Source organism: Pseudomonas pudica, assembly GCF_015680405.1.
GTDB classification, from domain to species: domain Bacteria; phylum Pseudomonadota; class Gammaproteobacteria; order Pseudomonadales; family Pseudomonadaceae; genus Aquipseudomonas; species Aquipseudomonas pudica.
The window spans coordinates 1-26,885 of record NZ_JADLJS010000033.1 but is presented as its reverse complement, the minus strand read 5'-3'; the positions used below and the strand labels follow the sequence as shown (position 1 = coordinate 26,885).

Here is a 26,885-nt window from a genome sequence, read left to right as displayed (position 1 = left end):
TCCTTTGCAGAACGCTATTTGCTGGCCCACGCATTGAAGCGCTGTTCCAGCTCTTCGCCATGGTCCACCCAGAATTCCACATTCATCGCCAACGCCCCCTGCAGGTTCTGCGGCGAAGTCGGTACCCAACTGGCCAGCGCCGGGTCGAGCTTAGCTGCCGCCTGGGTGTTGGTAGGCCCGTAGGGAATCTGCTGCACATAACGCACCTGGGTATCCGGCTGGTTGGCGTAGGCGATCAGCCGCTTGGCCTGGTCGACATGCCGCGAGCCCTTGATGATCGCCCAGTAATCCATGCCATACAGGCTGCCAGGCCAGACCACCGCCAGCGGGCTGCCCTGCTGGGCCGCAACAGCGATGCGCCCGCTGTAGGTCGAAGTCATCACCACGTCACCCGCCGCCAGCCACTGGGCAGGCTGGGCGCCGGCGTCCCACCACTGGATATGCGGCTTGAGTTCGCTGAGTTTGGCAAAGGCACGCTCGACCCCGGCCGGAGTAGCCAGCACCTGGTACACATCCTCGACCTTGACGCCGTCGGCCATCAGGGCGAACTCCAGGTTGTACACCGCACGCTTGCGCAGGCCGCGCTTGCCCGGGTACTTGCTCACGTCCCAGAAGTCAGCCCACGACGCAGGCGCCTGGGCCAGTTTGCTGCGGTCATAGGCAATGGCCACGCTCCATACCAGCGCGGCCGAGCCGCAGGCTTGTGCGGCGTCGGCAATCAGTTCATCCGCATGGCCCATGCGCTGCCAGTCCAACTGCTCGTAGATGCCCTCGTCGCAGCCACGCACCAGGTCAGGCCCTTCGATCTGCACCACGTCCCAGTCGACATTGCCGGTGTCGGCCATGACCTGGATCCGTGCCATTTCGCCGTTGTACTCACTCTGGATCAGCTTGCTGCCATCCTGGGCACTGAACGGTTTGAAGATCGCCTCGTCCTGGGCTTTCTGGCCGGCCCCACCATAGCCGACCACGACCATCTGTGGTGCCGCTTGGGCACTGCCCAAGCCCATGGCCAGCAACGCTGCGCAAAAGCTGCTTACACGTGGGAATACCTGCATCGTAGTTGCCTCCTGCCGGTGCCCGAGGGGCCCGTTTTCTTGTTGTTGTGAGGTCACGCCCTCGCCATGAGGGTGAGAAAAACCTAGTCGCCGACCAGTAAAAAAACAAGTTGATTTTTTACTGGCGCTACACTTTCATAACAAAACAAGAACAACACCGCACCGGAGCCGCCTGTATGCAGACCGCCTTCCCTCACCTGTTCGAAGCCTTGCAGATACGCGGCAAACGCCTGAAGAACCGCATCATGTCCACCGGCCACGACACCTGCCTGCCCACCGACAACCTGGTCAACGACAAGCTCATCGCCTACCAGCGCGCCCGCGCCGCCGGTGGCGTCGGCCTGATCGTGCTGCAAGTGGCAGGGGTGCATGACAGCGCCCGCTATACCTCCCATGTGCTTATGGCCACCGACGACGCCTGCATCGACGGCTACCGCCAGCTTGCCGAGGCCTGCCATGAACATGGCACGGTGGTACTGTCGCAACTGTTCCACCCCGGGCGGGAGATCATGGAGTCGGCGGACGGCTTGCTGGCGGTGGCCTACTCGGCGTCCGCTGTGCCCAATGAACGCTTCCGGGTGATGCCGCGTGCGCTGGACCAGGCGATGATCGACGAGATCGTCCAGGGCTATGCCAGCGCTGCCCGCCGCCTGCACCAGGCCGGGCTGGATGGCGTTGAAGTGGTGGCCAGCCATGGCTACCTGCCTGCGCAGTTCCTCAACCCCCGGGTGAACCAGCGCACGGATGGCTACAACGGTGAGCTCGAACAGCGCCTGCGGTTCCTGCGCGAAGTGCTGGCCGCCGTACGCGCGGCCACCGACGAGCAGTTCATCATCGGCCTGCGCATCAGTGCCGACGAGCGCGACAGCCAGGGGTTGAGCGAGGACGAATCGCTGGCTGCAGCGGTTGCCTTGCAGGGCCAGCTCGATTACCTGCACATCGTTGCCGGCACGTCGGCATCGCTGGGTGGTGCCGTGCATATCGTGCCGCCCATGGCCATTCAACCGGCCTACCTGGCCCGGGAGGCCGGCACCTTCAAGCAGCACCTGGGCATCCCGCTGTTCGTCACCGGGCGTATCAACCAGCCCCAGGAAGCCGAACTGATCCTGGCCCGTGGCCAGGCCGATGTCTGCGGCATGACCCGCGCGCTGATCTGCGACCCACAAATGCCGAACAAGACCGAGCATGGCCAGGTCGAGGACGTACGAGCCTGTATCGCCTGCAACCAGGCATGCATCGGCCATTTCCACCGAGGCCTGCCCATTTCCTGCATCCAGCGGCCGGAAACCGGCCGCGAGTTGCAGTACGGGCAGTTGACCCCCGCCGCCCGCCCCAAGCGCATACTCGTGGCCGGTGGCGGGCCCGCCGGCATGAAAGCCGCCGCAGTGGCCGCTGCACGCGGGCATCAGGTCACGCTGTACGAGGCTGGCCCGCAGCTCGGTGGCCAGGTGCTGCTGGCCCAGTTGCTGCCACGGCGCAGCGAGTTCGGTGGCGCCAGCACCAATCTGCAGCGGGAAATGGCCCTGGCGGGCGTGGAAGTGGTACGCAACACCCGGGTCGACCGCGCACTGGTCGAACGAGAACGCCCCGACCTGGTGATAGCGGCCACCGGTGCCACCCCCTACTGGCCCACCTTCGAGCGTACCGGTGAGCTTCAGGTGGTGGATGCCTGGCAAATACTGCGCAATGAAGCAAAACCGGGGCGCTCGGTGCTGGTGATCGACTGGCGCTGCGACTGGATCGGCCCAGGCATCGCCGAACGCCTGGTACGCGAAGGCCACCAGGTGCAGCTGGCCGTCAATGGCACCCATTGCGGCGAAAGCCTGCCGCTGTACGTGCGCGACCAGCTGGCCGGCGAGCTGCATCGCCTGGGTATTCCCGTCACACCTTATGCCCGCCTGTATGGCAGCGACGACAACACGGTGTACCTGCAGCACACCGCCAGCGGCGAACCAATGATCTTCGAAGGCATCGATACCCTGGTACTGTGCCTGGGCCATCAACCGGAAGACCGCCTGGCCACGGAGCTGGCCGGCCTGGTGGAGGTTCACCGCATTGGCGACTGCCTGGCGCCGCGTACCGCCGAAGAAGCGATTCACGATGGCCTGACGGTTGCCTGGGCGCTCTGAGGCTGTACATACTGCGGCTTTTCACGATGGACCGACATGCATGAGCCAACTCCCCCAGCCCCCCGCCAGCGCAGCCGGGGGCGCCGCGCCGCAGTTTCTCGGCAGCCGCATTCGCGGCCTGCGCAAGCGCCGTGGCATGACCCTGGCGGAGCTTGCCACGCACAGTGAACTGACCGCTGGCTACATCAGCCAGCTGGAGCGCAACCTCTCCTATCCATCGATTCCGGCGCTGTTCAACATCGCCCGCAGCCTGGGGGTGACCATCCAGTGGTTCTTCGCCAGCGAAGCCACCACTGCGCCCGAGGACCAGGGCTATGTGGTAAGGCGCAACAGCCGCCTGAGCGTGCATTACGAAGATGGTATCGTCGATCAACTGCTCACGCCCCAGCCCAACCGCCAGCTCGAGATCCTGCATTCGCGCTTTCCTCCGGGCAGCTACAGCCAGCAGAGCTACAGCCACGACGGTGAAGAGGCCGGCTACATCCTCAGCGGCAGCTTCGAGCTATGGGTAGGCGAGCGGCATTTCCAGCTGGGTGAAGGGGACAGCTTCAGCTTCTCGAGCCAGGAACCGCACCGCTATGGCAACCCCGGTGAGGTGGATGCCGTGGTGATCTGGGTGATCACCCCGCCAACATTCTGAAGCCTGCTCGCTCCCCAGCATCCAGCAACAGGGCCTACCTTGTTAACCGAACTTCAGAGGAGCACAACCATGAAGCAGATCCTGATCATTGGCGCGGGCTTTGCCGGCCTGTGGAGCGCGCTCAGCGCCGCCCGCCAGCTTGACCTCCATGGCCGCAAGGATGTCGAGATCACCTTGCTAGCCCCCCAGGCCGAGCTGCACGTGCGCCCACGGTTCTACGAACCCGACGTTCATGCCATGGCCGCGCCATTGCAAGAGCTGTTCGATGCCGTCAACGTCCGCTTCGTGCAGGGCACGGCCTTCCACATCGATGAAGCGGCCCACCGCGTCAGCTACCGCACCCGCAGCGGCACCCAGTGCGCCCTGCCCTACGACCGCCTGATCATGGCCTGCGGCAGCGTGCTCAACCGGCCCGACATGGTCGGCATCGAGCATGTGTTCGATGTCGACAAGCTCGACAGCGCCGCGCGCCTGGAAACCCACCTGAAGTCACTGGCCAACCTGCCCGACACGCCGGCGCGCAATACCGTGGTGGTGGCCGGTGGGGGCTTTACCGGCATCGAGACCGCCACCGAGCTGCCGGCCCGTCTGCGAGAAATCCTCGGCGAGGACGCGGCGTTGCGCGTGGTGGTGGTCGACCGTGGGGTGAGAATTGGCGCGGCCCTGGGTGAAGGCATCCGCCCCGCCATCGAGGAGGCCTCCAAGGCCTTGGGCGTGGAATGGATCTGTGGCGCCACGGTAGCCTCGGTCGACCCTGCCGGCGTGCTGCTGGACAACGGCCAGCGCATCGACGCCAGCACAGTGATCTGGACCGTGGGCTTCAAGGCCAACCCGCTCACCGAACAGATCAGTGGCGAGCGCGACCGCCAGGGCCGCTTGCATGTCGATGGCAATCTCAAGGTGACAGGCAATGATGCCGTGTACGCAGCGGGTGATGTGGCCTATGCGGCCTGCGACGAGGTTGGCAATTACGCGGTGATGTCCTGCCAGCATGCGATTCCGCTGGGGCGTCATGCGGGCAACAATGCGGTAGCCGAGCTGATTGGCGTGGCACCGAAGACCTACAGCCAGCCCAAGTACGTGACCTGTCTGGACCTTGGGGCCTGGGGGGCGGTGTATACCGAAGGGTGGGAGCGCACGGTGTCGCCGCCGGAAGACAAGGCCGAGGCCAAGGCGTTGAAGGCGCAGATCAATACGGTGTGGATCTATCCGCCGGCGGCCGAACGTGCTGCGGCGCTGGCAGCGGCTGACCCGGCTATTGCAGTGGCCTGAGGTTGATTGTGGGAGCGGCCTTGCGGCCCTTTCGCGACACAAGGCCGCTCCCACAGAGTTCGCGCAAGCCTTTGACGCTTGCGCAAGACAGCAGGATCAGGCAGCAGCAAACAGCTCGTTGGCAATCTGCGCCTGGGCAGCATCGATCGCCTGGCTGCGCTGCTCGGGGCCATAGGCCAGGCCATGGGCACGGACGATTTCCAGGTCGGTGACACCGATGAAGCCCAGGAACACCTTGAGGAAGTCTTCATGCCCAGCGCCAGTCGGCTGGCCAGCGTGCAGGCCACCGGCGGTGGACACCAGCACTACCTTCTTGTTGCCGCACAGGCCTTCCGGGCCGGCTTCGGTGTAGCGGAACGTCTTGCCGGCGACGGCAACGCGGTCGATCCAGGCCTTGAGCTGGGTCGGTACTGTGAAGTTGTACATCGGCGCGCCAATCACCACGGCATCGGCAGCCAGGAACTCTTCCAGGGTTTCCGCACTCAGCTTGGCTTCGAAGGCCTGGGCTGCGTCGCGCATGTCTTCCGGGGTGCCAGCTGCTACCAGGGTCGCCGCGGAGAAGTGGGCGATGGCGTCAGCGGCCAGGTCGCGGTACACCACTTCCACGCTCGGGTCTGCGGCTTTCCAGGCTTCGACCACTTCGCGGCTCAGTTGGCGGGAGGCGGAATTGTCGCCCAGGATGCTCGAATCGATATGCAACAGTTTCATGGGACTCTCCTGTGAATGAAGACCGCGGCGTTGGGCGATCACGATGGGGAGAATCCTACCGACACCAACAATAGCTGATAAGGCAGCAAAAATGCGTTAGTTTGTCCTACAGGTGGAACAATGAGACATTCCCATGCAAGACCTCAACGACCTTTTCTACTTCGCCCGCGTGGTCGAAGCCGGGGGTTTCGCCGCAGCCGGCCGCCAGTTGGGCATTCCCAAGTCGCGCCTGTCGCGGCGTATCGCCGAGCTTGAAGAACGCCTGGGCACGCGCCTGCTGCAACGCACTACACGGCAACTGAAGCTCACCGCAGTGGGCGAGCGCTACCTGCACCACTGCCAGGCCATGCTGCTTGAAGCCGAAGCCGCCGACGAGGCCGTGGCCAGCATGAGCAGCGAACCACGCGGGCGCTTGCGGGTTTCCTGCCCGGTGGCATTGGCCCATGCGTTCCTGCCGGATGTGATCAGCCGCTTTCTCGCGCAGTACCCCCAGGTGCAACTGGACATGGTACTGCTCAACCGCCGGGTCGACCTGATTTCCGAAGGTATCGACGTAGCCCTGCGCGTACGTGACCTGGGCGATGAAGACCCGGCGCTGGTCACCCGCCGCCTGCGCCAGGCGCAGATGCAGCTGGTTGCAGCGCCAGGCTTCGCCGATCACATCCGCGAACCAGGCCAACTGGCGTCATTGCCGGTGCTGGGCGCTGCCGAGGCGGACCGGTTGGTACACTTCCGCCTGTTCGGCCCCCACGGCAAACAGCAGGAAATCGCCCTGGAACCGCGCCTTGCCATCGATGATTTCGTAGTACGTAATGCCGCTGTACGGGCAGGCCTTGGCTTTACCGCGCTGCCCAGCATGTTCTGTGAAGAAGAACTGGCGCGCGGCGAACTGGTGCGCCTGCTGCCGGAATGGTCGCTGCCGGGTGGATACCTGCAGGCGGTATACCCGCACCGGCGCGGCTTGCTGCCTGCGGTACGGGTATGGATTGACCACCTGGCGGCGTCGTTCGAGGCCTGTGGAGAAAAGTATGTCTGAGCGGAACATGAGCGAAGCCCAGGTGGCAGCGTTCTGCCTGAGCCTGCCGGGCGCACGGGAAGACTACAAATGGGGCGGCATCCGGGTGTTCTCGGTGGCGGGCAACAAGATGTTCGCTGTGCTCGACCTGGCGGGGGCGGGGTTGTCGTTCAAGGTGGCCGACGAGCTGTTTCTCGGCTACTGCGACCGCCCGGGGGTGCGGCCTGCGCCGTACCTGGCGCGGGCGCGGTGGATCAGCATGGCTTCGCCCTACCCCATGGGGCGTGAGGAGCTGTGTGACCTGTTGCAGCGCTCGCACCAGCTGGTGGTGCGGCGGTTGCCAAAGCGGTTGCAGGTGGGGTTGGTAACCTAGCTAGCCTGTGCCGGCCTCTTCGCGGGCTTGCCCGCTCCCACAGGGTTTTCACTGCCCTCAAGACCAGTGGAATACCTGTGGGAGCGGGCAAGCCCGCGAAGAGGCCGGCACAGTCACATATCAACTGAAGGGCAGATACCGCCCGCCAAGAAACAGCCAGTCCGCCCAGAACACCTGATGCACCAGCACAATCCCCCAGAACACCAGCTGGTACGACAGCTTGCGCGTCTTGTGCCGATACAGCTGCTGCGCCAACAGCGCCCCCGGCCAGCCGCCCAGCAGCTCACTGGCATGCAGCACCTTCTCGGGCGTACGCCAGGCCTGGGTACGCGCCTGCTGTTTGTCCTGCCAATACAGCAACAGGCTGATCAGGCTCATTGCCGGGTACAGCGCCAGCGGCCACCAGGCCTGGTCGACCCAGGCCATGCGCGCCGCGCCCAGGCCCGGCAGCAGGCACAGCAGGCCCAACAGCACCAGTTTCAGGCGCACATTGCGTACGCCCTCCCCCCTTTGCCTACGTGCCACCTCAGCCATGAGCCGTCGCCCAGTCAACCCAGCCGAACTGCCAGGTCGCCAGAATCAGCAGACCAAAGGCAATGCGATACCAGGCGAACACCGCGTAGCTGTGGTTGGCAATGAACTTGAGCAGCCCGCGCACGGCAATCATGGCAAAGATGAACGAGGTCACGAAGCCGATGGCAAATACCGGCAGGTCGCCGGGCTGGAACAGGTCACGGTACTTGTAGCCCGAATACACCGCCGCGCCGACCATGGTCGGCATCGCCAGGAAGAACGAGAACTCGGTCGCCGCCTTGCGCGACAGGCCGAACAGCAGGCCACCGATAATGGTCGAGCCGGAGCGCGAAGTGCCCGGGATCATCGCCAGGCACTGGATGAAGCCGATCTTCAGCGCGTGGCTCCAGCGCATGTCGTCCACATGGTCCACCTCCACACGGTGCTCGCGGCGCTCGGCCCAGAGCATGATCACCCCGCCCACCACCAGCGCAGCCGCCACGGTGACCGGGTTGAACAGGTATTCGTGAATCAGGTCGGCGAACAGCACGCCCAGCACCACTGCCGGCAGGAAGGCCAGCAACAGGTTACCGGTGAATCGCCGCGCCGTGGGCTGGCTGGTCAGGCCGAAGACCACGTCGAAGATCTTGCCGCGAAACTCCCACACCACCGCCAGGATCGCCGCCAGCTGAATGATGATGTTGAAAGCCATGGCCCGTTCGCCACCAAACCCGATCAGGTCGGCGACGATGATCTGGTGGCCGGTGCTGGAGATCGGCAGAAACTCCGTCAGCCCTTCGACCACACCTAAGATGATTGCCTGGAAGGCAGTCCAAAAATCCATCGTTCCCCCGATGAAGCGCTGCTCGTTGCAGGCCCCTTGTTCTTGATTTGCTTGAAGTTGCCGCACGCGGCCCGGCTGTTTTACAGCGACTGTTGGGCGCAATGCCAGTAGAAAAGTTCACGCCGCCTAAAGGTTTCATCTTGCGCGGCCGAAATCCTGACAGAGCGCCTTTGCAATCGCCTAGTACAACCTGCTGCAGACTATTGAATGAATAGCACTTAGCCATTAGTCGAGTGGGGACCTGGCGCAAAGCATGCTTGGATGGGCCTGAATAAAAAGAACAATACGGGAGCTGTGGTATGAAAACCCTGAGATCGATGTCTATCAGCCGCCGCCTGTGGCTGATCCTTCTGGTGGCGGTGGCCATGCTGGTGGTATTGGGCCTGCTGATGCTGCGTCAGATCCACGGTGACCTGTACCAGGCCAAAGCGGAAAAGACCCGCCACGTGGTGCAGACCGCAGCCGGTGTGCTGGCCTATTACCAAGGCCTGGAGGCAGCCGGCACGCTCAGCCGCGAAGCGGCCCAGCAACAGGCACTGCAAGTGGTACGCGCGCTGCGCTACGACCAGAACGACTACTTCTGGATCAACGACCTGGGGCCGAAGATGATCATGCATCCGGCCAACCCCAAGCTCGACGGCCAGGACTTGTCAGCCATCCGCGACCCCGACGGCTTTGCCGTGTTCAACGAGATGGTCGCGCTGGCCCGGCAGCAGGAGGCCGGGCCGGTCAATTACCGCTGGCCCAAGCCTGGGGCCAGCGAGCCGGTGGCCAAGACCTCCTACATTCAACTGTTCAAGCCCTGGGGCTGGATCATTGGTTCAGGCGTGTATGTCGACGATGTGCAGGCCGAATTCACCCGCCAGTTGCGCGACGCCTCGCTGGTAGGCGTGGCCATTGCCCTGCTGATGGCGCTGGTGGTCATGCTGATTGCCCGCAGCATCGCCCGCCCGTTGCAGGAAGCGGTGCAGGCCATGGGCAACATCGCCAGCGGCGAAAGCGACCTGACCCGCCGCCTGGACACTCACGGCCGTGACGAAATCACCCACCTGGGCGAACACTTCAACCGCTTCAACGGCAAGCTGCAGGGCGTTGTCGGCCAGTTGCAAGGGGCGGCCCATGCCCTGGCTCGGTCCGCCGGGCATGTCGGCGACAATGCCGGTGCCGCGCAACAGCACAGCGCCCAGCAATCGCTGCAGATGGACCAGGTGGCCGCCGCGGTCAACGAAGTGACCTACGCCGTGCAGGACGTGGCCAAGACTGCCGAACAGGCCGCTGGTGAAATGCGCACTGCGCAACTACAGGTAGCCCAAGGCCAGGAGGCCATTCACGGCAGCCTGGCGCAGATCGACCGGCTGTCGCTGACCATCGACCAGGCCGTGCAGGTGATACGCGACCTGGCCGGGCACAGCACGCGCATCGGTGGTGTGCTGGACGTGATCCGCTCCATCGCCGAACAGACCAACCTGCTGGCGCTGAACGCAGCCATCGAGGCAGCGAGGGCCGGCGAGCAAGGCCGTGGCTTTGCCGTGGTCGCCGACGAGGTGCGCCTGCTGGCCCAGCGCACGGCGCAGTCGACGGCCGAGATCCATACGATGATCGAGCACCTGCAAAGTCAGTCGGACGCTGCGGTCAGGGCCATCGACACCAGCAGCGAGGCCTCGCGCCAGACTGTCGAGCAGGCCCGCGAGGCCGGTGCAAGCCTGGATGCCATCAACCAATCGCTGAACAACCTCACGGCGTTGAATGCCTCCATCGCCAGCGCCACCTTGCAGCAGTCGCACGTGGTAGAGGAGATCAACCGCAACGTGCTGGATACTGCCGGGTTGTCGCAGCAGACCGCCGATGCGGCGCGGCTGTCCAGCGATGCCGGGATGGCGCTGGGGCAGCTGAGCGAAGAGCTGGAGCAGTTGTTGCGGCAGTTCCGGGTATAAGACCAGGCCCCTGTGGGAGATGGCCAAGCCCTTTGGGCTGTGCTGTCGCGTAGATAACTGAAATTGCAGGCAATCCGCATACCCTGTGGGAGCGGCTTTAGCCGCGAAGAACCCAGCGCGGTGCTTGGCACCGGCTGCGCCGGTGTTCGCGGCTAAAGCCGCTCCCACAGTATCCCTGCTGACTCAAAGCTATGTGCAGTCCTATGGGAGTGGCCCCAAAGGCCAACGCCCTACACCTTCCCCGGCCGACCCGCTACAATCGCGCCCCTCCCCCGTAGCCTCCAAGGATCGCCGATGTCCGGCCTTGAACTTATCGCCGCCGTACTCGGCGTCACCGCTGTCTGGCTCACGGTCAAGCAGAATGCCTGGTGCTGGCCCATCGGCCTGGTCATGGTGCTGATCTATGGCTGGCTGTTCTACGAGGTGAAGCTGTACTCGGGCATGCTGCTGCAACTGGCCTACGCCATCCTGCAGGTCTACGGCTGGTGGCAATGGAAGCGCCCGGGCCATGCTGAAGACGCCCGCCAGGTCACTCGCCTGCGGCGCCCGGCATTGCTCGTCGGCCTGGCCGGTGGGGTACTGCTGAGCGCCACCCTTGGCGCAGCCATGGCCACCTGGACCGACGCCGCCCTGCCCTGGCTGGACGCGACCCTCACCGGCTTCAGCCTGGTGGCACAACTGTGGATGGCGCAGAAGCGCCTGCAGTGCTGGCCGCTGTGGGTAGTGGTCGATATCGTCTACGTGGGCCAGTACCTGCACCAGCAGCTGTACTTCACCGCAGGGTTCTTCGCCGTGCTTACCCTGATTGCCGTGCGCGGCTGGCTGGAATGGCGCCGTGACCCAGCGTTGGTGCAGCCATGAGCGCGGCGCAATCCATGAAAGTACTGGTGCTGTGTGGCCCGGAGTCCAGCGGCAAGAGCTGGCTCAGCGGCGTGATCCAGGCATATTTTGGCGGCGTGGTGGTTGGCGAATACGTGCGCCACTTCATCGACCAGGAATGCCGCGACACTTGCTATGCCGATATCCCCACCATCGCCCGCGGCCAGTTGGCGTGGGAGGACCGCGCACGCGAGCAGGCACCGTCGCTGCTGATTCTCGACACCAACCTGCTCAGCAACATGCTCTGGAGCCACGCTCTGTTCGGCGACTGCCCGGCCTGGCTGGAACAGGCGCTGCTGGCACGGCATTACCACTTGCACCTGCTGCTGAGCCCGCAAGGCGTGGATTGGGTCGCCGATGGCCAGCGCAGCCAGCCCGAACTGCGCGACCGCCAGCGCTTTTTCGACGACAGCCTGCACTGGCTGCAACGGCATGATCAGGCGTACAAGATAATTGAAGGCAATTGGCCGCAACGCCAGTTGCTGGCACTACAAACAGTGGCTAAGCTCGTTGGTAGCGATACGCCATCCTGCCCCACCGAGTGTTAACCCACTGACACACCCCCAAGGGGCGAAGCCCCTGAAAACATGGGCCCTCGCGGGGCCTCGAAAGTAGTGTCAAGGCGCTGAAACACTCCTGCAAAAACCCTTCCAATCAAGGCCGACACTGGCTTTGCCCGCACCGCCAGCGGCTGCCTGTTTCAATCCTGAGACAGAATACGCCGCAGCTTGTCATGGTACTCACCTTAACCTTTTGATCTGCAAACGCTTCTCAAAAGCGGCACACCTTCTGCTCCCTCGTTCACATCGCTGATCAAGGCCAGCGCTCATTGAAGGAGTTGCCGTCGTGAGGAAAACTGACAAACGCCTCTATTACCTGTTGCTGATGGGCTCTGTGCTGGGCTCGTTGAGCCTTACGGCCCAGGCCGACAACGGCATCATCGTGATAACCCGTGACGTGCAGACACGCAACGCCGTTGTCCCGCCGTTACGACCCGACCCCAACCCCACCACCGTCAATGCCAACCCTTCCGCGCACATCCTCAAGCAAACCAACGAACTGAGTGATGGCGACTTCGCCAACATCAGCAGCGGTGCGGGTATCAGCACCTTGATTACCCAGCAGACCAACAACCTGGGCGGCAACCTCAACAACCAGTCCCAACTGCCCAACCTGGCCGGTGGCCGCGGCACGGGCTCGGGCAATGGCATCTCGAACATGGTCAATTCGAGCGTACAGCGCGGCCTGGCACCGCTGCAGATCCTGACCGGAGGCAAGTGAGATGAAGCACACGCTGCTGATCCTGGTCACGCTGTGCAGTACATCGACCTTCGCGCAATCCCCGGTTCCCGTGATCAACAACGCCGACATCGACAGCTCGGGCAGCCGTTACCAGGGCAACCTGTCGGTCAACCAGGCGGCCGGTGACCAACAGCAACAGGCCAACGCGCGCGCCTTCGCGGTCGGGCCCGAGGCCAGCGCCACCACGCAGATTCGCCAGCGCCTGAACACCCCTGCAGCCCCCACAATGAACGCACGCTCGACCATACAGGGCGACGCCTTCAGCAACGGTAGCGGCGCACTGGGGGTCAACCAGAGCGCCGGTGCCAACACCCAGCAAGCCAACGCACTGAGCATCAGTATCGGTGCGCAGCCGCAAACCATCGACGACAGCGTCCTCATGCAACAGAACGTGGCGCTGCTCAACAACTCCGGTCCGATTGACACTTCAACTGGCCATCGCCAGGTCACCACCAGTGACCAGGCCTTCACCGGTAGCCGTGGAGTGATTCAGTTGAACCAGAGTGCCGGGGTGGGAAACCGCATGGCCAACACCCTGAGCATCCGGGTCGCGGATTGACCCTTCCAGTCAAGAACGACACTTAACCTAATCGTACGGAGAATCACCATGAAACCCTCGATGGCAATCAAGCCTCTGGTTTTCGCAATTGCTGCGGTCATGGCTGTTGCTGTACAAGCTGATCAGAACGACCGGCGTGGCGGGCACCACAATGGTCACCACAATAACGGGCATCACACCCCTCCTCCCACCAGGATCCCTGTGTATGCCACAGCCAACGCCATGGACAGCCAAAGCAGCACGGGTAATACCATCACCAACCAAGGCACCATCAACGAAGCCGAAATGAGCAGCTCGGCCACGGGCGCAAGTGGCAACGTGGGTGTCAACGTGGCAGCCGGTAACGGCAACCAGCAGGACAATGCTGCGGCCATTGCCAATGCATCGTCCGAGTCCAGCCTGGACAACAGCTTCGTGTTCGGCACCGCCGAAGCCACCGCTGATGTGCGCCAGTTCAGCAACAATAACCGTGTCGACAACTGGTCCACCCAGAACTCGGCAGTCATGACCGGCTCGGCCGATGGTGCGGAGGGTAACGTCGGCATCAACATCGCTGGCGGCGACCTGAACCAGCAGAAGAACACCATGGCCATCGCCAACACCGGCGCCCCGCTGGGTAATGCCACTGCCACCGCCACTGCCGACCAGAACGGCCCAGGCCTGACGGTGAACAACGGCGCCGACCGCACCTACCGGGTGGATACGCTGACCATCACCACTACCAAGAGCGGCTCCAGCTCGCGTGAGGGCACGTTCAATTCGACTGACGACCGCAGCTCGTCCTCGAGCTTCAGCGTGGCCGGCTCGCAAAGCGCCAGCTCCAGCGGGTCCAGTGGCTGGAACTCCAGCGGTTCGAGCAGCATGAACGCCAGTGGTTCGCGCAGTTCCACTGCCAGCGGCTCCAATAGCTGGAATGCCAGTGGTTCCATGGCCAGCAACGCCAGTTCGTCCAGCAGCTCCAGCCTGAACGCCACCCTGGCCGCTGCTGCCGATGCGACCCGTACCGTGACCACCGATGACGGCCGTCGCGAACGTACCCGCACCGACAGCTTCGATGCCTCGCTCAATGCCTCGCTCAATGTGGATGTCGACCGTTCGCGGGAAAGCTCGCACGACGCGTCGTTCGAGAAGGCGTTCGACTCGTCGTACGACAAGGCCCGCCAATCGAGCTACGAGAAGTCTCGCGACTCCTCGTATGAGAAGGCTCACGAGTCGTCCTATGCCAATGCATCGGAATCGGCGTTTGAAAAGTCTGGCGAGAAATCGTCTCAATCGTCGAACGACGTGTCGAAGAGCTACAGCGAAAGCAGTGCCTACGACTTGAGCAATACCGTGTCCTTCCAAGTGCTGACCCCGACCGGCTGGGCCAACCCTGTTACCAACACTGCAACCCTTAGCGGTTCGGTGAACGGTGGCAGCGGCAACCTGGGCGTGAACGTGGCGGCCGGTGTGGGCAACCAGCAGAGCAACTCGCTGGCCATCTCCAACACCTCGTTCTGATCGCTGTGCTTGAGGCCCCCTTCGGGGGGCCTTTCTTCAACAGACCCGGAAGGCATCCGATCATGCGCATCATTGCCCTGGCGTTTTTGCTGTGCCTGGCCAGCGTGAGCGAAGCGGCACAAATGCCGCTGTCCGTCCTGCCGGGCGGCGCCGTGGTGTTCAAGCCCATCCAGAGCATACGCGAGCGCAAGTTCGCCGACCTGGTGCAACAGAAGACCGACTTCAGCTGCGGCGCAGCCGCGCTGGCCACCATCCTGCGCCAGGCCTACTGGCTGGACGTGGACGAACAACAGATCATCGAAGGCATGCTGGCCCACGCCGACCAGGACCTGGTGCGCACGCAAGGCTTCTCGATGCTCGACATGAAACGCTACGTGGAAAGCCTGGGGATGCGTGCCCGTGGCTACCGGGTGGCACCCGAGACCCTGCACAGCGTGCGGATTCCGGTCGTGGTGCTGATGGAGGTGCGCGGCTACAAGCACTTCGTGGTCATGCAGAAGGTCGACAAGGGCTGGGTGTACATCGGTGACCCAGTACTGGGCCACAAACGCTACAAGGTCGACGATTTTCTCAAGGGCTGGAACGGCATCATCTTCGCCGTCATCGGCCAGGGCTACGACAAGAACAATGTCCTGCTCGACCCGCCGCTACCCCTGACTGCCAAGGGCCGGGTGAGCAACTTCACTCCGGTACGTGATGCAGAACTGCTGGATTTCGGGTTCATCAAAAGCGACTTCTTCTAACTTCTTGCAACGACAAGGAGCACGAGGCTCCGGGGAGTACCCCAATGAAGAATGCATTCTGGCTTGCAATTGCATGCCTGACCGTCAGCCTTCCTACCCATGCCGAAACGTTCAAGCCCATCGAGTTGAAGGACCACGAGCTGGCGAGCCTGCGTGGCCGCTACGTGATGCCCGGGCGGATCGTGAGTTTCGGTATCGTCATGTCCAGCACCTGGCAGAATGCCAAAGGGGACATGATCGGTGCGACGAGCACGATGCAGATTCAGCAGTCGACCATCAAACCGCAATTCTATGTGTCGTTGGTTGACGAAAGCGGCACTGGCACGGCGTCTGCTGGAACCACGGCACCGGGTACCGGTACCGTTACAGGCGGTGCCGGCCTCAACACCACAGAGGGTGTGACCCAGGTGGTACGCGCAGCTGGCGACAACAATACCGCCTACAACAATGTTGCGATCAATGTCTCCAAGGCCGACCAGGCGCCCACCGGGCAGCCACAGGGCCAGGCGCTGGCCAACGGCCAGACGCTGACGGGGGCAAACGGCGCAGGTGCACTGAGCGTGTCCGCCAGCGGCGCAGGGGTGCAGTTCAACATCAGTGCCAGCAACAACCAGGGCAGCAGCATGCAGCGCCTGGCGCAGGGTGGCCTGATGCAGAACTCGACGCTGCTGGGCAACGGCAACCGGGTCAATAACGTCACCACCCTCAATGTGGTGATGCGCGAAAGCGTGCCAACCGCCGCGTCGCTGAACGATAGCCTCGATCAGCTCAAAGGTCTTCGCACATTTGGATACTGATCTACGCTCAGTCTCATCAAAAGTAGTCGGCAGGGACGGCAATTCCATGCACCGATCTTTATCGCTCAAAGCTTTTGTGTGTTTGACCACCTTGGCCCCGGCCACATTGCTCTACGCCGCAGCCGACCCTCAGGTCGAGGCTCTCAAGCAGGAACTGATGGAACTGAAACGCCGCTACGAAGCCCAGCAGCAAGCGCTGATGGTGCTGGAGCAGCGCGTGCGCCAGGTAGAGGAAACCCCGACAGCACCACCGCCCAAACGCCTGGTCAAGTCCCCGGCTGAAGGGGTCAAGGGCGCACAGACGGTGGCTTCGGGCGCACCGGGTACCACCGGCAGCTCCTATGGCCAGGCGCTCACCGCTGACGCTGAACCGGCTCAGAGCGTGTCCAACCTGTACGACGAGGCCAGCGGCTTTTTCGGCGGCGGCAAGTTCAGCTTCGAGACCGGTGTCACCTATACCCATTACGATACCCGGGCGCTGGTGCTCAACGGCTTCCTGGCACTGGACTCGATCTTCCTCGGCAGTATCAACCTTGACCGGGTGAAGGCAGATAACTGGACCCTGGACATGACTGCCCGCTACAACCTCGCCCAGCGCTGGCAGTTCGATATCAACGTCCCGGTGGTGTACCGCGAATCCACCTACTCTTCCGGCGGTGCAGGGGGCGCCGGGGCGAGCACCTCGGACGAAACCGTAACCCGCGACCCAGAGATCGGCGACGTCAACGTCGGCATCGCCTACAAGTTCCTCGACGAAGACGAGACCTGGCCTGACGCCGTCGCTACCTTGCGCATCAAGGCGCCGACCGGCAAAGACCCTTATGGCATCAAACTGCGCCAGGTCGAAGGCAACGACAACCTGTCGGTACCGGAAAGCCTGCCGACCGGCAACGGCGTCTGGTCGATCACGCCGGGCATCTCGCTGGTCAAGACGTTCGACCCGGCCGTGTTGTTCGGCAGCCTGTCCTACACCTACAACATGGAGGACTCGTTCAGTGACATCAGCCCACAGGTCAACAGCAAGGTGCCCGGCGATGTGAAGCTGGGCGACTCGTGGCAGATCGGCGGCGGTATCGCCTTTGCCCTGAACGAGAAGATGAGCATGTCGTTCTCGGTGTCCGACCAGTTCGCCCGCAAGAGCAAGATAAAACCGGATGGCGGCGACTGGCAGTCGATCTCCAACAGCGACTACAACGCAGCCAACTTCAACATCGGCATGACCTTCGCCGCCACCGACAACCTGACCATCGTGCCCAACCTGGCCATTGGTCTGACCGATGACGCACCGGACTTTTCCTTCAGCCTGAAATTCCCCTACTACTTCTGATACTTGCCATCGGCCGGGCCTGCGCGAACGGGCCCCGCGCCTGGTTACCACCCCTGCCCCGGCCCGCCTTCCCTGCCGCGGCCTGTTATCATCAAGCACAGTTGCATGACGATTTAATGGCAAAAGGGATGTTTTTGTGAAGAACCTGTCAGACCACCCACGTACCCGGCTTGTCGCCCTGGCGGCCCTGGTACTGGTGATCCCACTGGGTACGCGCGCCATGCTGGGTTGGTCCAACCCGCTCGGTTACCTGTCCGACCTCGCCCTCGGCAGCTTGCTGGTCTTGCTGTTGCACCGTCGGCCGTGGTGGCTGGCGCTCCCCGTATTGCTGGCCTGGTCGGCCCTTTGGGTGGCTTCGGCCGAACTGGTGAGCGCGGTGGGCCGTTTGCCTACCAGCGCCGACCTGACCTACCTGGTCGACCCGCAGTTCATGGAAAACTCGACCGGTGGCGGCCTGGCCCATGCCTGGCTGCCCTGGGCCATGGGCGCCGGCCTGTTGGCCTGGCTGGCCAGCGCCTGGCGCAGCCGTACCCACCCCAGCCAGCCGCTGCCACGCACGGCCTGGGCCATTCCGCTGCTGCTGTTCGGCGCCCATTGGGGCAGCCAGCAACTGGTACCTTCCGACGCCGACCAATGGCGGCAATACAACCTCACCCACCAGCTGCTGTCGGCCGGAGCCGGCAACCTGCAGCGCCAGGTCGAAGACTGGATGGGCCGGACACAAACTTTCACCCCTATGGCCAGCACTGGTCTGACCCAGTCCGACCTGCATGGCCAGCGCCTGCTCGCCGGGCCAGGCAACGCCCGCAACCTGCTGGTCATCACCGTGGAAGGCATCCCCGGGGCCTATTTGCGGCCCAACCGCCAGGCCTTGCACAGCCGCTTCGACGAAGAGCTGATGCCCAAGCTCAGCCAGTGGGCCGAGCGCGGCATGAACACCCCGGACTACGTACTGCACACCCACCAGACCATCCGTGGCCTGTACGCAATGCTGTGCGGTGATTACGACAAGTTGGCCAACGGCACGCCCAAAGGCATGGAACTGCTGACCCAGAACGAACGCAACCAGGCCTGCCTGCCGGCGCAGTTGCGCCAGGCCGGCTTCACTACCCACTACCTGCAAGGCGCCGGCCTGCGCTTCATGGCCAAGGACCGCATCATGCCGCACATCGGCTTTGACGCGGTGCATGGCCAGGAGTGGTTCCGCAACAAGAACTACCTGGACTTCCCCTGGGGCAAGGATGACCGCGCCTTCTTCGAAGGTGCGCTGGATTACGTCGGCCAGCTGCAAAGGCAGGACAAGCCGTGGATGCTGACCCTGCTCACCGTGGGCACCCACCAACCGTACTCGGCACCGACCGAGTACCTGGAGCGCTACGACACGCCGAAACAGGCGGCAGTCGCCTACCTGGACGACGCACTCGGTACATTCCTCGACAACCTCGAACGCCAGGGCGTACTCAAGGACACCCTGGTGGTGGTGACTTCCGACGAGTCCCACGGCATCGACGGTGTGCGCCTGGCCTCGTCCTGGGGCTTCAACCTCACCCTGGCACCCGAGCAGGCGCAGTTGCCACGGATCAAGCGCGGTACCTATGGCCATATCGACCTGGCCACCTCCCTGCTCGACTACTTTGCCCTGCCCATCCCCATGGCGCTCGGCGGTCGCTCGCTGTACCGCGACTACGACAGCGGTCGCGAGATGATCTCCTACACCAACGGCATGCTGCGCTATCACGACGGCCAGGGTGTTTTCACCGAATGCGACTTCCAGCAGCGCTGCCGGCGCTACGCCAGCGAGGGCTTCATCGCCGACCAGGCACGTTACCTGGGCCCGGGCGATAGCCTGCTCGGCCAGCAGATCGGCGCCCTTGCCGGGGTGCTCGACCAGTCCCTGCTGCAAACACCGCTCAACCTGCGTTACCAGTTCGGTGGCCCATCGCCGATCCGGCTGCGCAAGCGCATCAAAGATGACTGGGCCGACAACCTGATCGGCGCCCAGTACCTGGAAATGCCCGAGGGTTCGCATACCCGCGTACGGGTAAAGGTACGTTCACTGGACCCCAGGCGCGCAGCCTATATCCAGCTCAAGGCAAAGCAGCTGGAGCAGGACGTACCGCTGGGCTTGCCTGACGAAGTAAAAGTCACTACCGACGAGCCGCTGGAGATGGAGTTCAGCTTCGACAACCCGACCGCGCGCAAGGCGTTTTCCTTCCATTTGCTGGGCTATGGCGGTGGCCAGGTGGAAATCAGCGACTTCAGCGTGATCACCGCGCTGCCTGGGGAAGATGAAGCAGCGGATGAACTGAGCGAAGGGCATATCGCCCATTCGGGCTGAGCAATACCACTCATCGCCTGGCCGCCGCGGCCTGTCGATCCGACCCGCCCGTGCTCGACTAGTGTGTGAATCCCCAATGTGGAGACAGCACCATGAGCACGAGCGAAAGCAGGCACCCGGTGGTTTCCCGCAGCCAGTGGCTGGCGGCCAGGCGGCAGCTGTGGCTGCACGAAAAGGCCTTCACCCACCACCGCGACGCGCTGGCAGCAGCCCGTCGCGCCCTGCCTTGGGTAAAGGTGGAGCACGACTATCGCTTCCAGGGGCCGGACGGCGAACTGAGCCTGGCCGACCTGTTCGCGGGCCGCAGCCAATTGCTGGTTTACCACTTCATGTTCGCCGAGGGCTGGAGCGAAGGTTGCCCCGGCTGCTCGTTCCTGGCCGACCACTTTGACGGCGCCAACTTGCACCTGGCGCATCACGACGTGTCGTTGGTGGCGGTGTCGCGGGCACCCTATGCCGAGTTCCAGGCCTTCCGCCGGCGCATGGGCTGGCAGTTCCCCTGGTATTCGTCACATGGCAGCGGGTTCAACGAGGACTTTGGCGTCAGCGTCGGCAGCGAGGGCCAGCGGCAGTACAACTATGAGCCATATGAGGGCGATGAAAGCGAGCTTCCCGGGCTGAGTGCGTTCTACCGCGAGCCCGATGGCAGCGTGTACCACACCTACTCAACCTATGCCCGCGGGCTGGACATCCTGGTCAATACCTACAACTTTCTCGATATTGCGCCACTGGGGCGCAACGAGGGGGGGACCATGGATTGGGTGCGGCACCATGACCGTTATGAAGGGCAGCCGGATAAACCTCACTGCTGCCATACATGACGTGAGGCAACATATATCCCTGTGGGAGCGGCTTTAGCCGCGAAGAAGCCAACGCGGTGGGTGCACCGGCTGCGCCGGTGTTCGCGGGTAAACCCGCTCCCACAGGAATTGCGCCATGGTCCAGACTGCGCTCAACCCGTTACATCACCCGCGCACACCCAGCATCCCGCGCTCGACGATGAAGTCGATCACCGCCTGCAGCCCCTCGCCCTTCTTCAGGTTGCTGAAGGTCCAGGGCCGCTGCGGGCGCATGCGCTGGGTATCGCGCTCCATCACTTCCAGCGAAGCCCCCACGTAAGGCGCCAGGTCGGTCTTGTTGATCACCAGGAAATCCGACTTGGTAATCCCCGGCCCACCCTTGCGCGGGATCTTCTCGCCTTCAGCCACGTCGATCACGTAGATGGTCAGGTCGGCCAGCTCCGGGCTGAAAGTCGCACTCAGGTTATCACCGCCGCTTTCGACGAAGATCACCTCGAGGTTGCCAAACTTGCGCGCCAGGGCTTCGACCGCCGCCAAATTCATCGAGGCGTCTTCACGTATCGCCGTGTGCGGACAGCCGCCGGTCTCCACGCCGACGATGCGCTCCGGCTCGAGGGCCCCGGCTTCGGTGAGGATGCGCTGGTCCTCCTTGGTGTAGATATCGTTGGTGACCACTGCGATCTGGTAGTGGTCGCGCATGGCCTTGCACAAGGCTTCGAGCAGCGCCGTCTTGCCGGAGCCGACCGGGCCGCCGACACCGACGCGCAGGGGTTGTTGATAGCTTTGCATGCAGGCAGTCCTCAGGAACGGAACAAACGGGTGTATTGGGTTTCGTGACGCGATGAGGCAATGGCCAGCAACGGCAGGCCGCCACCAAGCTGGTCATCGCCCAGGGCCAGTGCCCGGTCGAGCGTCGCGGGCAGCTCTGCTCCCAGGTCGCGCAGCAAGGTCTGGGCAGCCTGCTGGCCGAACGGCACCAGCTTGACCCCAGCCATTACCGCGCCCTCCAGCCAGGCAAAGCCATGGCCCAGGGCCAACTGGCGCAGTGGGATAGCCCAGTGCGCAGCCAGCCAGGCCATACCGCCCAGCTGGGTGAGTTCGAGGCTGGCTCGCCAGGCCGGCGCCTGGCCCAGTTGCCAGCCGTCCAGCAGCCGTGACAACGCCGCGCCGCGCTGCTGTTCTTCCAGACGCAGCTCGGCCGTTTCGCGGTTGGCCAGCAGAAAGCGGCTCCAATGGCCGAAGGCCTCGGTGTCCTCGGCCCGGCAGGCTTGGTACAGGCGTGCCAGCACCGGCCAGTCGAGGCAGGCCAGGGTGTCGTCGATCTGTTCGCGCTGCCAGGCAGCGAAACCATCCACGTCCCGTACCCAGCCCGCCTCGACCGCCCACTCCAGGCCTTGCGAGTAGGTAAAACCACCCACCGGCAAGCCAGGGCTGGCCAGTTGCAGCAGGCGCAACAGCGCCAGGTCGCTGTCCATCAACCGGCCAGGACCAGCGCGGCGCCGACCAGCAGGCCACCGCCAAAGGCCTTCTGCAGGCCGCTGTGCCTGCGCAACAGGCAACCAACCGCGAAACCGGCCGCCAGCAACAGGCCGCTCACCGTGACGAAGCCGGCGCTGAACTGCCAGAACGCGCTTGGCGTGGCTTCCACGCCATGGGCCCAGCCATGGAACAGGGCGAACACCGGCATGGCCATGGCCAGCAGCAGTTGGCGGCTGGGCAGCAGCACTGCACCGGCAGCCACCAGCAGCGACACGGCAATCAGGGTTTCCATGCCCAGTACATCGCCGAACAGGTGGCCGCACACCGCGCCGCCGAACATCGCCGCCAAGGTTGCCAGGGGTAGCGTCAGGCTGCGCCGGGTCAAAGCGGCGAGTACACCGGTGCCCAGCAGCATCAGCAGGTGGTCAAGACCAGTCAGCGGGTGCAGCAGGCCGTCGTGCAGCGGGTTGGCGTCGTGCCCAGGGTGGGCGAAGGCAGGCAGAGCCAGCATCAGCAGAAACAGGGCGAAAGTCTTTTTCATCGGTTGCTCCAGGCAGTTCAGGAATGGGCAGGCAGGCGCACGAACGGGTGATCGTGGCCGTGGGCGTGGCTATGGCTGTGGCTGTGGCTGTGCGGTGCACTTTGGTAGGCGCCCGCTTCAGGCTCGAACGGCGCCTGTTCGGCCTCTACCGTCAGGCCCAGGCCACGCAACATGTCGTCCAGCACGTGGTCGTGCTGGAAACGCAACAGGCCGGGTTCGATCTGCAGCGGCACATGGCGGTTGCCCAGGTGATAGGCCGCGCGGGCCAGCAGGAGCGGGTCGGCGCAGCGCACCGTGGACACCGCCTCGGGCGCCGCCAGCACACGGATCAGCTGAGTACCCTCGGCATCGGCTAGCAGTTCGCCCCCGCGCAGCAGGTGGCCGCGCTCGAGCATCAGCCCGGCTTCGCGACCATCATCCAGGGTCACCCGCAGGCGGCTCTTGATGCGGCTGTCCACGTCCAGGGTAACGCTGCCGGTTTCGCCCAGCTTGCCGGGTTCGGTGATACGGCGGGTCAAGACAATCATCGGGGCTCCTTCAGAACAGGAAGTAACGCTGGGCCAGCGGCAGTTCGCGGGCCGGTTCGCAGACCAGCAGTTCGCCGTCGGCACGCACCTGGTAGGTCTGCGCATCGACCTCGATCAGCGGCTGCAAGGTGTTGTGGACCATGTCGGGCTTGCGCACCCTGCGGCAGCCGTGGGCCACGCCGATCAGGCTGCGCAGGTTCAACTCCTCGGCCAGGCCACGGTCCATCGCTGCCTGGGGCAGGAAGGTCATGCGCGTGGCATGCCGCGCCGCGCCCAGGGCGCCGAACATCGGGCGGTAGTGCACCGGTTGCGGCGTGGGGATGGAACCGTTGATGTCGCCCATCGGCGCGGTGACAATCATTCCGCCCTTGATCACCAGGGCCGGCTTGACCGCAAAGAACGCCGGCGCCCACAGCACCAGGTCGGCCAGCTTGCCGACCTCCACCGAGCCCACTTCGTGGCCGATGCCGTGGGTCAGTGCCGGGTTGATGGTGTACTTGGCGATGTAGCGCTTGACCCGGAAGTTGTCGCTGTAGCTGGTGTCCGGCGCCAGTGGCCCGCGGCGCAGCTTCATCTGGTGGGCCACCTGCCAGGTGCGCAACACCACCTCGCCAACCCGGCCCATGGCCTGGGAGTCGGACGAGGTCATGGCAAAGGCGCCCATGTCGTGGAGGATGTCCTCGGCGGCGATGGTTTCGCGGCGGATGCGCGACTCGGCAAAGGCCACGTCTTCGGCGATGCTCGGGTCCAGGTGGTGGCAGACCATGAGCATGTCCAGGTGCTCGTCCACGGTGTTGATCGTGTACGGCAGGGTCGGGTTGGTCGAGGACGGCAACACGTTGGCCTGCCCCGCCGCGCGGATGATGTCCGGGGCGTGGCCGCCACCAGCACCTTCGGTGTGGAAGGTATGGATGGTGCGGTCGCCGATGGCCGCCAGGGTGTCTTCGATGCAGCCGGACTCATTGAGGGTGTCGGTGTGGATCGCCACCTGGATGTCCATTTCCTCGGCCACGCCCAGGCAGCAGTCGATGGCTGCTGGCGTCGAACCCCAGTCTTCGTGCAATTTGAGCCCCACGGCGCCGGCCGCGATCTGCTCGCGCAGCGCTTCCGGCCGCGAGGCGTTGCCCTTGCCCAGCAAGCCGATGTTGATCGGCAGGCTGTCGGCGGCCTGGAGCATGCGCGCCAGGTACCAGGGGCCGGGTGTGCAGGTGGTGGCGTTGGTGCCGGTGGCCGGCCCGGTGCCGCCGCCGATGAAGGTGGTGACACCGCTGGTCAGCGCCTCGTCCACCTGCTGCGGGCAGATGAAGTGGATGTGCGAGTCGACGCCGCCGGCGGTGACGATCTTGCCCTCGGCCGCGATCACCTCGGTGCCGGGGCCCACGGGCACGTTCACGCCCGGTTGCACATCGGGGTTGCCAGCCTTGCCGATCACCGCGATACGCCCGTGCTTGATGCCGATATCGGCCTTGACGATGCCCCAGTGGTCGATGATCAGGGCATTGGTGAGTACCAGGTCCATGGCATCGGCGGCCAGCATCTGGCCCTGCCCCATGCCATCGCGGATGACCTTGCCGCCACCGAACTTTACCTCTTCGCCATAGATGGTGAAGTCGCGCTCCACCTCGACCCATAGCGCGGTGTCGGCCAGGCGTACGCGGTCACCTACCGTGGGCCCGAACATGTCGGCATAGGCCTGGCGGGAAATGCGGCTCATGCCCTGCCCTCCAGCGCGCCCATCACCTTGCCCTGGAAGCCATGGACCTCGCGCTTGCCGACGTAGGCCACCAGCTGCACGGTACGCGCCTGGCCGGGCTCGAAACGCACGGCGGTACCGGCGGGTATGTCCAGGCGAAAGCCCAGGGTCGGCGCGCGCTCGAACACCAGCGCCTCGTTGACTTCGTAGAAGTGGTAGTGCGAGCCGACCTGCACCGGGCGGTCGCCATGGTTGGCCACGCTGACGCTGACCGTCGCACGGCCGCTGTTCAGCTCGATGTCGCCGGCGGCGACCTGGATTTCACCTGGGATCATGCGGGGCTCCTGGGCAGTTTCAGACGATGGGGTCATGCACGGTCACCAGCTTGGTCCCATCCGGGAAGGTTGCTTCGACCTGCACGTCGTGGAGCATTTCGGCAATGCCAGGCATCACCTGCTCGCGGCTCAATACTTCACGCCCCAGGCTCATCAGCTCGGCGACGGTGCGGCCATCACGGGCGCCTTCGAGCACGGCGGCACTGATCAGCGCCACCGCTTCCGGGTAGTTGAGCTTCAGTCCACGGGCCAGGCGCCGCTCCGCCAGCAACGCGGCGGTGAACAGCAGCAGTTTGTCTTTCTCTCTCGGGGTCAGCTCCATGGCGCTCTCTCAGGTGGCCCAGATACGCGGCGGGCAGGCCGGCAGGCCGAGGACGGCCGGGCGCAGCACATGCCACAGGCGTTGCAGGGTGCGTTGCAGGTGTTGGTTGTCATGGTCAAGCACGCGGATCACCAGTAACGACCCAACCAGGGTCGCGCCGGCCGGGTTGACCATCTCGTCGAGCAGCGGGCGCACCAGATCCAGCACGGCCTGGTCGGCGGGTGCAGCGCAAAAGGTGGCCAGCAGCGGATGCCCGCCAAGCTTGTCCAGGCGCCCGCCTTCGACGCGCAGGCGCTCGTGCAGGCCCACTTCGTCAGGCAGTTCTATATGCAGGCGGCTGTCGAGGGCACCGTGGTCGAAACGCTCGTTCATCACCGGGCGCCCCAGGCACAGGGTTTCCCAGGCCAGCAGGCGTGCCCCCGGCTCGAGGGTGAAACGGCTGTCGAGGCTGGCGCGGGCGCCGGAAAAGAAGATGCTGTCCTGCGGCAGCCACTCCAAGGTGCTGCCGGCGGCCAGGTGAAAGCGCTGGGCCAGCCGCGCGGTCGGGCCGATGCTGCGGTAGAACTTGCTGGCGCCGGGCATGGTCAGCAGCGCGTGGCTGCCCGGCTCCAGCTGGATATCCAGCTCCAGGCGGTCGCCGGCCACAATCCCACCGGGCGGGTGCAGCACGTAGACATGGCACGGTGCACCTTCCGGATAGAACGGCCGCTGCACCAAAAGAGGTCCAAAATGCCGCCACGCACCAAGGCGGGTCACTTCGTCGCGCCTGACGAAGCGCAACTGCAGGTGAGCACTCCAACCCGCATCGTCTTGCTGTTGTTCGATCTGCTCCGCGAGCGACATCCTGCGGCCCCTGAAATCCGTGGCCTGCTGGCCGTTTAGAGAGGCAGGCACGCATGACTACGGCATGCGTGGCCTGACCACTCGATCAAATTCGCAGGCTGGATATAGCAGGTTGCGGGCCAACTCCGCAGGTGAACGAAGATGAAACTTTTCCCACAGCCGCTCTGGCATCGGGCATACGGGGAGATGCCGCACAAAGTGGGGGCGCACTCAGGCCCTGTTTAGGTGCTGGGCTGAGAGAAGGCTGGGGCCGCTACGCGGCCCATCGCCGGCAAGCCAGCTCCCACAGGGATCGCGCATGGCTTGAGGTCAGCGCGGTCGGGGTGGGAGCAACTGTCTTGCTCAATTTCTAAAAGCTGGCGTGATCCCTGTGGGAGCGGGCTTGCCCGCGAACACGGGCGAAGCCCGTGCCAT

At 64.1% G+C, this 26,885-nt stretch carries 28 protein-coding genes and 1 pseudogene; 17 read left to right on the top strand and 12 right to left on the bottom strand.

Annotated features, from left to right (window positions below; all coding sequences use genetic code 11):
• Nucleotides 1-14: 14 nt before the first annotated feature.
• Nucleotides 15-1,058 (bottom strand): ABC transporter substrate-binding protein, encoded by a 1,044-nt coding sequence (locus IRZ77_RS19905; protein ID WP_135001284.1) that lies wholly within the window; start codon nt 1,056-1,058, stop codon nt 15-17.
• A gap of 176 nt (nt 1,059-1,234) precedes the next feature.
• On the opposite strand from IRZ77_RS19905, the gene IRZ77_RS19900 reads away from it, so the two are divergent.
• The 3 genes from IRZ77_RS19900 (at nt 1,235) to IRZ77_RS19890 (ending at nt 5,099) form a co-directional block, all read left to right on the top strand.
• Nucleotides 1,235-3,187 carry an oxidoreductase gene (locus IRZ77_RS19900; protein WP_085598575.1) on the top strand — a complete coding sequence of 651 codons (1,953 nt, stop codon included), beginning with the start codon at nt 1,235-1,237 and terminating at the stop codon, nt 3,185-3,187.
• Between the two features lie 40 nt (nt 3,188-3,227).
• Nucleotides 3,228-3,827 carry a helix-turn-helix domain-containing protein gene (locus IRZ77_RS19895; RefSeq protein WP_085598573.1) on the top strand — a complete coding sequence of 200 codons (600 nt, stop codon included), beginning with the start codon at nt 3,228-3,230 and terminating at the stop codon, nt 3,825-3,827.
• 69 nt (nt 3,828-3,896) lie between these two features.
• Nucleotides 3,897-5,099: an NAD(P)/FAD-dependent oxidoreductase gene (locus IRZ77_RS19890; RefSeq protein ID WP_196174237.1), complete on the top strand. Its 1,203-nt coding sequence runs from the start codon at nt 3,897-3,899 to the stop codon at nt 5,097-5,099.
• A 96-nt stretch (nt 5,100-5,195) separates the two neighbouring features.
• Here the strand turns inward: IRZ77_RS19890 and IRZ77_RS19885 are convergent, their stop codons facing one another.
• A complete protein-coding gene (locus tag IRZ77_RS19885; RefSeq protein ID WP_046616615.1) occupies nt 5,196-5,807 on the bottom strand; it encodes an FMN-dependent NADH-azoreductase in 612 nt (203 codons plus the stop codon).
• A 133-nt stretch (nt 5,808-5,940) separates the two neighbouring features.
• Here IRZ77_RS19885 and IRZ77_RS19880 point away from each other — a divergent pair, with 133 nt between their 5' ends.
• Together IRZ77_RS19880 and IRZ77_RS19875 are read left to right on the top strand one after the other, a co-directional pair.
• The gene (locus IRZ77_RS19880) at nt 5,941-6,843 is read left to right on the top strand and encodes a LysR substrate-binding domain-containing protein (RefSeq protein ID WP_085598569.1); all 903 of its coding nucleotides are present in this window, start codon (nt 5,941-5,943) and stop codon (nt 6,841-6,843) included.
• Nucleotides 6,836-7,195 (top strand): MmcQ/YjbR family DNA-binding protein, encoded by a 360-nt coding sequence (locus IRZ77_RS19875; RefSeq protein ID WP_046616617.1) that lies wholly within the window; start codon nt 6,836-6,838, stop codon nt 7,193-7,195. Before IRZ77_RS19880 ends, IRZ77_RS19875 begins: the two co-directional genes overlap by 8 nt.
• A gap of 120 nt (nt 7,196-7,315) precedes the next feature.
• On the opposite strand, the gene IRZ77_RS19870 is transcribed toward IRZ77_RS19875, so the two are convergent.
• Complete coding sequence (locus IRZ77_RS19870) at nt 7,316-7,729, bottom strand: DUF1294 domain-containing protein (protein ID WP_046616618.1); 414 nt, start codon at nt 7,727-7,729, stop codon at nt 7,316-7,318.
• The gene (locus tag IRZ77_RS19865) at nt 7,722-8,552 is read right to left on the bottom strand and encodes an undecaprenyl-diphosphate phosphatase (RefSeq protein ID WP_085598567.1); all 831 of its coding nucleotides are present in this window, start codon (nt 8,550-8,552) and stop codon (nt 7,722-7,724) included. The genes IRZ77_RS19870 and IRZ77_RS19865 overlap by 8 nt, the downstream gene beginning before the upstream one ends.
• 299 nt (nt 8,553-8,851) lie before the next feature.
• Between IRZ77_RS19865 and mcpP the strand changes: the two are divergent.
• From mcpP to IRZ77_RS19810, 12 genes and pseudogenes are all read left to right on the top strand, one after another.
• Nucleotides 8,852-9,613: pseudogene (gene mcpP / locus IRZ77_RS27370) on the top strand (methyl-accepting chemotaxis protein McpP); the annotation flags it as partial.
• A 138-nt stretch (nt 9,614-9,751) separates the two neighbouring features.
• Nucleotides 9,752-10,486 carry a methyl-accepting chemotaxis protein gene (locus IRZ77_RS27365; RefSeq protein ID WP_408003948.1) on the top strand — a complete coding sequence of 245 codons (735 nt, stop codon included), beginning with the start codon at nt 9,752-9,754 and terminating at the stop codon, nt 10,484-10,486.
• A 294-nt stretch (nt 10,487-10,780) separates the two neighbouring features.
• Nucleotides 10,781-11,347, top strand: coding sequence for a nicotinamide riboside transporter PnuC (pnuC, locus tag IRZ77_RS19855; protein WP_085598563.1), 567 nt, complete (start codon nt 10,781-10,783; stop codon nt 11,345-11,347).
• Nucleotides 11,344-11,913, top strand: a complete 570-nt coding sequence (locus IRZ77_RS19850) for an AAA family ATPase (protein WP_108481641.1) — start codon at nt 11,344-11,346, stop codon at nt 11,911-11,913. Before pnuC ends, IRZ77_RS19850 begins: the two co-directional genes overlap by 4 nt.
• Before the next feature lie 298 nt (nt 11,914-12,211).
• A complete protein-coding gene (locus IRZ77_RS19845) occupies nt 12,212-12,646 on the top strand; it encodes a hypothetical protein (RefSeq protein ID WP_046616875.1) in 435 nt (144 codons plus the stop codon).
• A 1-nt stretch (nt 12,647) separates the two neighbouring features.
• Entirely contained in the window at nt 12,648-13,226 is a 579-nt protein-coding gene (locus IRZ77_RS19840; protein WP_046616876.1) for a hypothetical protein, read from the top strand.
• Between the two features lie 48 nt (nt 13,227-13,274).
• Nucleotides 13,275-14,726 carry a heme utilization protein gene (locus IRZ77_RS19835; protein WP_085598555.1) on the top strand — a complete coding sequence of 484 codons (1,452 nt, stop codon included), beginning with the start codon at nt 13,275-13,277 and terminating at the stop codon, nt 14,724-14,726.
• A 62-nt stretch (nt 14,727-14,788) separates the two neighbouring features.
• On the top strand, nt 14,789-15,469 hold the full coding sequence (locus IRZ77_RS19830) for a C39 family peptidase (protein ID WP_085598553.1): 681 nt from the start codon (nt 14,789-14,791) through the stop codon (nt 15,467-15,469).
• A 44-nt stretch (nt 15,470-15,513) separates the two neighbouring features.
• Nucleotides 15,514-16,266, top strand: coding sequence for a hypothetical protein (locus IRZ77_RS19825; RefSeq protein ID WP_196174233.1), 753 nt, complete (start codon nt 15,514-15,516; stop codon nt 16,264-16,266).
• Between the two features lie 46 nt (nt 16,267-16,312).
• Nucleotides 16,313-17,593 carry a hypothetical protein gene (locus tag IRZ77_RS19820; protein WP_108480018.1) on the top strand — a complete coding sequence of 427 codons (1,281 nt, stop codon included), beginning with the start codon at nt 16,313-16,315 and terminating at the stop codon, nt 17,591-17,593.
• Between the two features lie 136 nt (nt 17,594-17,729).
• Nucleotides 17,730-19,931 (top strand): LTA synthase family protein, encoded by a 2,202-nt coding sequence (locus tag IRZ77_RS19815; protein ID WP_196174231.1) that lies wholly within the window; start codon nt 17,730-17,732, stop codon nt 19,929-19,931.
• 92 nt (nt 19,932-20,023) lie between these two features.
• Nucleotides 20,024-20,752, top strand: a complete 729-nt coding sequence (locus tag IRZ77_RS19810) for a DUF899 domain-containing protein (protein ID WP_196174229.1) — start codon at nt 20,024-20,026, stop codon at nt 20,750-20,752.
• A gap of 144 nt (nt 20,753-20,896) precedes the next feature.
• Here the strand turns inward: IRZ77_RS19810 and ureG are convergent, their stop codons facing one another.
• The 8 genes from ureG to IRZ77_RS19770 are packed head-to-tail and all read right to left on the bottom strand — an operon-like array spanning nt 20,897 to nt 26,471.
• Entirely contained in the window at nt 20,897-21,520 is a 624-nt protein-coding gene (gene ureG, locus IRZ77_RS19805) for an urease accessory protein UreG (protein ID WP_010953755.1), read from the bottom strand.
• Between the two features lie 11 nt (nt 21,521-21,531).
• Nucleotides 21,532-22,206: an urease accessory protein UreF gene (locus IRZ77_RS19800; RefSeq protein WP_196174227.1), complete on the bottom strand. Its 675-nt coding sequence runs from the start codon at nt 22,204-22,206 to the stop codon at nt 21,532-21,534.
• On the bottom strand, nt 22,206-22,751 hold the full coding sequence (locus IRZ77_RS19795; RefSeq protein ID WP_196174225.1) for a HupE/UreJ family protein: 546 nt from the start codon (nt 22,749-22,751) through the stop codon (nt 22,206-22,208). The genes IRZ77_RS19800 and IRZ77_RS19795 overlap by 1 nt, the downstream gene beginning before the upstream one ends.
• Before the next feature lie 17 nt (nt 22,752-22,768).
• Nucleotides 22,769-23,278 carry an urease accessory protein UreE gene (gene ureE / locus IRZ77_RS19790; protein ID WP_196174223.1) on the bottom strand — a complete coding sequence of 170 codons (510 nt, stop codon included), beginning with the start codon at nt 23,276-23,278 and terminating at the stop codon, nt 22,769-22,771.
• A 10-nt stretch (nt 23,279-23,288) separates the two neighbouring features.
• Nucleotides 23,289-24,992, bottom strand: coding sequence for an urease subunit alpha (gene ureC / locus IRZ77_RS19785; protein WP_046616887.1), 1,704 nt, complete (start codon nt 24,990-24,992; stop codon nt 23,289-23,291).
• A complete protein-coding gene (locus IRZ77_RS19780) occupies nt 24,989-25,306 on the bottom strand; it encodes an urease subunit beta (RefSeq protein WP_108480013.1) in 318 nt (105 codons plus the stop codon). Before IRZ77_RS19780 ends, ureC begins: the two co-directional genes overlap by 4 nt.
• 19 nt (nt 25,307-25,325) lie before the next feature.
• On the bottom strand, nt 25,326-25,628 hold the full coding sequence (locus IRZ77_RS19775; protein WP_003256923.1) for an urease subunit gamma: 303 nt from the start codon (nt 25,626-25,628) through the stop codon (nt 25,326-25,328).
• Nucleotides 25,629-25,637: 9 nt separating this feature from the next.
• Entirely contained in the window at nt 25,638-26,471 is an 834-nt protein-coding gene (locus IRZ77_RS19770) for an urease accessory protein UreD (RefSeq protein WP_046616888.1), read from the bottom strand.
• Between the last annotated feature and the right edge of the window lie 414 nt (nt 26,472-26,885).

Coding starts and splice junctions, on each gene's coding strand:
- IRZ77_RS19835 (WP_085598555.1), top strand. CDS start 13,275: ATGAAACCCTCGATGGCAATCAAGCCTCTGGTTTTCGCAATTGCTGCG.
- IRZ77_RS19770 (WP_046616888.1), bottom strand. CDS start 26,471: ATGTCGCTCGCGGAGCAGATCGAACAACAGCAAGACGATGCGGGTTGG.
- IRZ77_RS19825 (WP_196174233.1), top strand. CDS start 15,514: ATGAAGAATGCATTCTGGCTTGCAATTGCATGCCTGACCGTCAGCCTT.
- IRZ77_RS19880 (WP_085598569.1), top strand. CDS start 5,941: ATGCAAGACCTCAACGACCTTTTCTACTTCGCCCGCGTGGTCGAAGCC.
- IRZ77_RS19795 (WP_196174225.1), bottom strand. CDS start 22,751: ATGAAAAAGACTTTCGCCCTGTTTCTGCTGATGCTGGCTCTGCCTGCC.
- IRZ77_RS19870 (WP_046616618.1), bottom strand. CDS start 7,729: ATGGCTGAGGTGGCACGTAGGCAAAGGGGGGAGGGCGTACGCAATGTG.
- IRZ77_RS19840 (WP_046616876.1), top strand. CDS start 12,648: ATGAAGCACACGCTGCTGATCCTGGTCACGCTGTGCAGTACATCGACC.
- IRZ77_RS19885 (WP_046616615.1), bottom strand. CDS start 5,807: ATGAAACTGTTGCATATCGATTCGAGCATCCTGGGCGACAATTCCGCC.
- IRZ77_RS19865 (WP_085598567.1), bottom strand. CDS start 8,552: ATGGATTTTTGGACTGCCTTCCAGGCAATCATCTTAGGTGTGGTCGAA.
- IRZ77_RS19900 (WP_085598575.1), top strand. CDS start 1,235: ATGCAGACCGCCTTCCCTCACCTGTTCGAAGCCTTGCAGATACGCGGC.
- IRZ77_RS19830 (WP_085598553.1), top strand. CDS start 14,789: ATGCGCATCATTGCCCTGGCGTTTTTGCTGTGCCTGGCCAGCGTGAGC.
- ureG (WP_010953755.1), bottom strand. CDS start 21,520: ATGCAAAGCTATCAACAACCCCTGCGCGTCGGTGTCGGCGGCCCGGTC.
- IRZ77_RS19810 (WP_196174229.1), top strand. CDS start 20,024: ATGAGCACGAGCGAAAGCAGGCACCCGGTGGTTTCCCGCAGCCAGTGG.
- ureE (WP_196174223.1), bottom strand. CDS start 23,278: ATGATTGTCTTGACCCGCCGTATCACCGAACCCGGCAAGCTGGGCGAA.
- IRZ77_RS19850 (WP_108481641.1), top strand. CDS start 11,344: ATGAGCGCGGCGCAATCCATGAAAGTACTGGTGCTGTGTGGCCCGGAG.
- IRZ77_RS27365 (WP_408003948.1), top strand. CDS start 9,752: ATGGACCAGGTGGCCGCCGCGGTCAACGAAGTGACCTACGCCGTGCAG.
- IRZ77_RS19890 (WP_196174237.1), top strand. CDS start 3,897: ATGAAGCAGATCCTGATCATTGGCGCGGGCTTTGCCGGCCTGTGGAGC.
- IRZ77_RS19875 (WP_046616617.1), top strand. CDS start 6,836: ATGTCTGAGCGGAACATGAGCGAAGCCCAGGTGGCAGCGTTCTGCCTG.
- pnuC (WP_085598563.1), top strand. CDS start 10,781: ATGTCCGGCCTTGAACTTATCGCCGCCGTACTCGGCGTCACCGCTGTC.
- IRZ77_RS19780 (WP_108480013.1), bottom strand. CDS start 25,306: ATGATCCCAGGTGAAATCCAGGTCGCCGCCGGCGACATCGAGCTGAAC.
- IRZ77_RS19895 (WP_085598573.1), top strand. CDS start 3,228: ATGAGCCAACTCCCCCAGCCCCCCGCCAGCGCAGCCGGGGGCGCCGCG.
- IRZ77_RS19820 (WP_108480018.1), top strand. CDS start 16,313: ATGCACCGATCTTTATCGCTCAAAGCTTTTGTGTGTTTGACCACCTTG.
- IRZ77_RS19775 (WP_003256923.1), bottom strand. CDS start 25,628: ATGGAGCTGACCCCGAGAGAGAAAGACAAACTGCTGCTGTTCACCGCC.
- IRZ77_RS19905 (WP_135001284.1), bottom strand. CDS start 1,058: ATGCAGGTATTCCCACGTGTAAGCAGCTTTTGCGCAGCGTTGCTGGCC.
- ureC (WP_046616887.1), bottom strand. CDS start 24,992: ATGAGCCGCATTTCCCGCCAGGCCTATGCCGACATGTTCGGGCCCACG.
- IRZ77_RS19800 (WP_196174227.1), bottom strand. CDS start 22,206: ATGGACAGCGACCTGGCGCTGTTGCGCCTGCTGCAACTGGCCAGCCCT.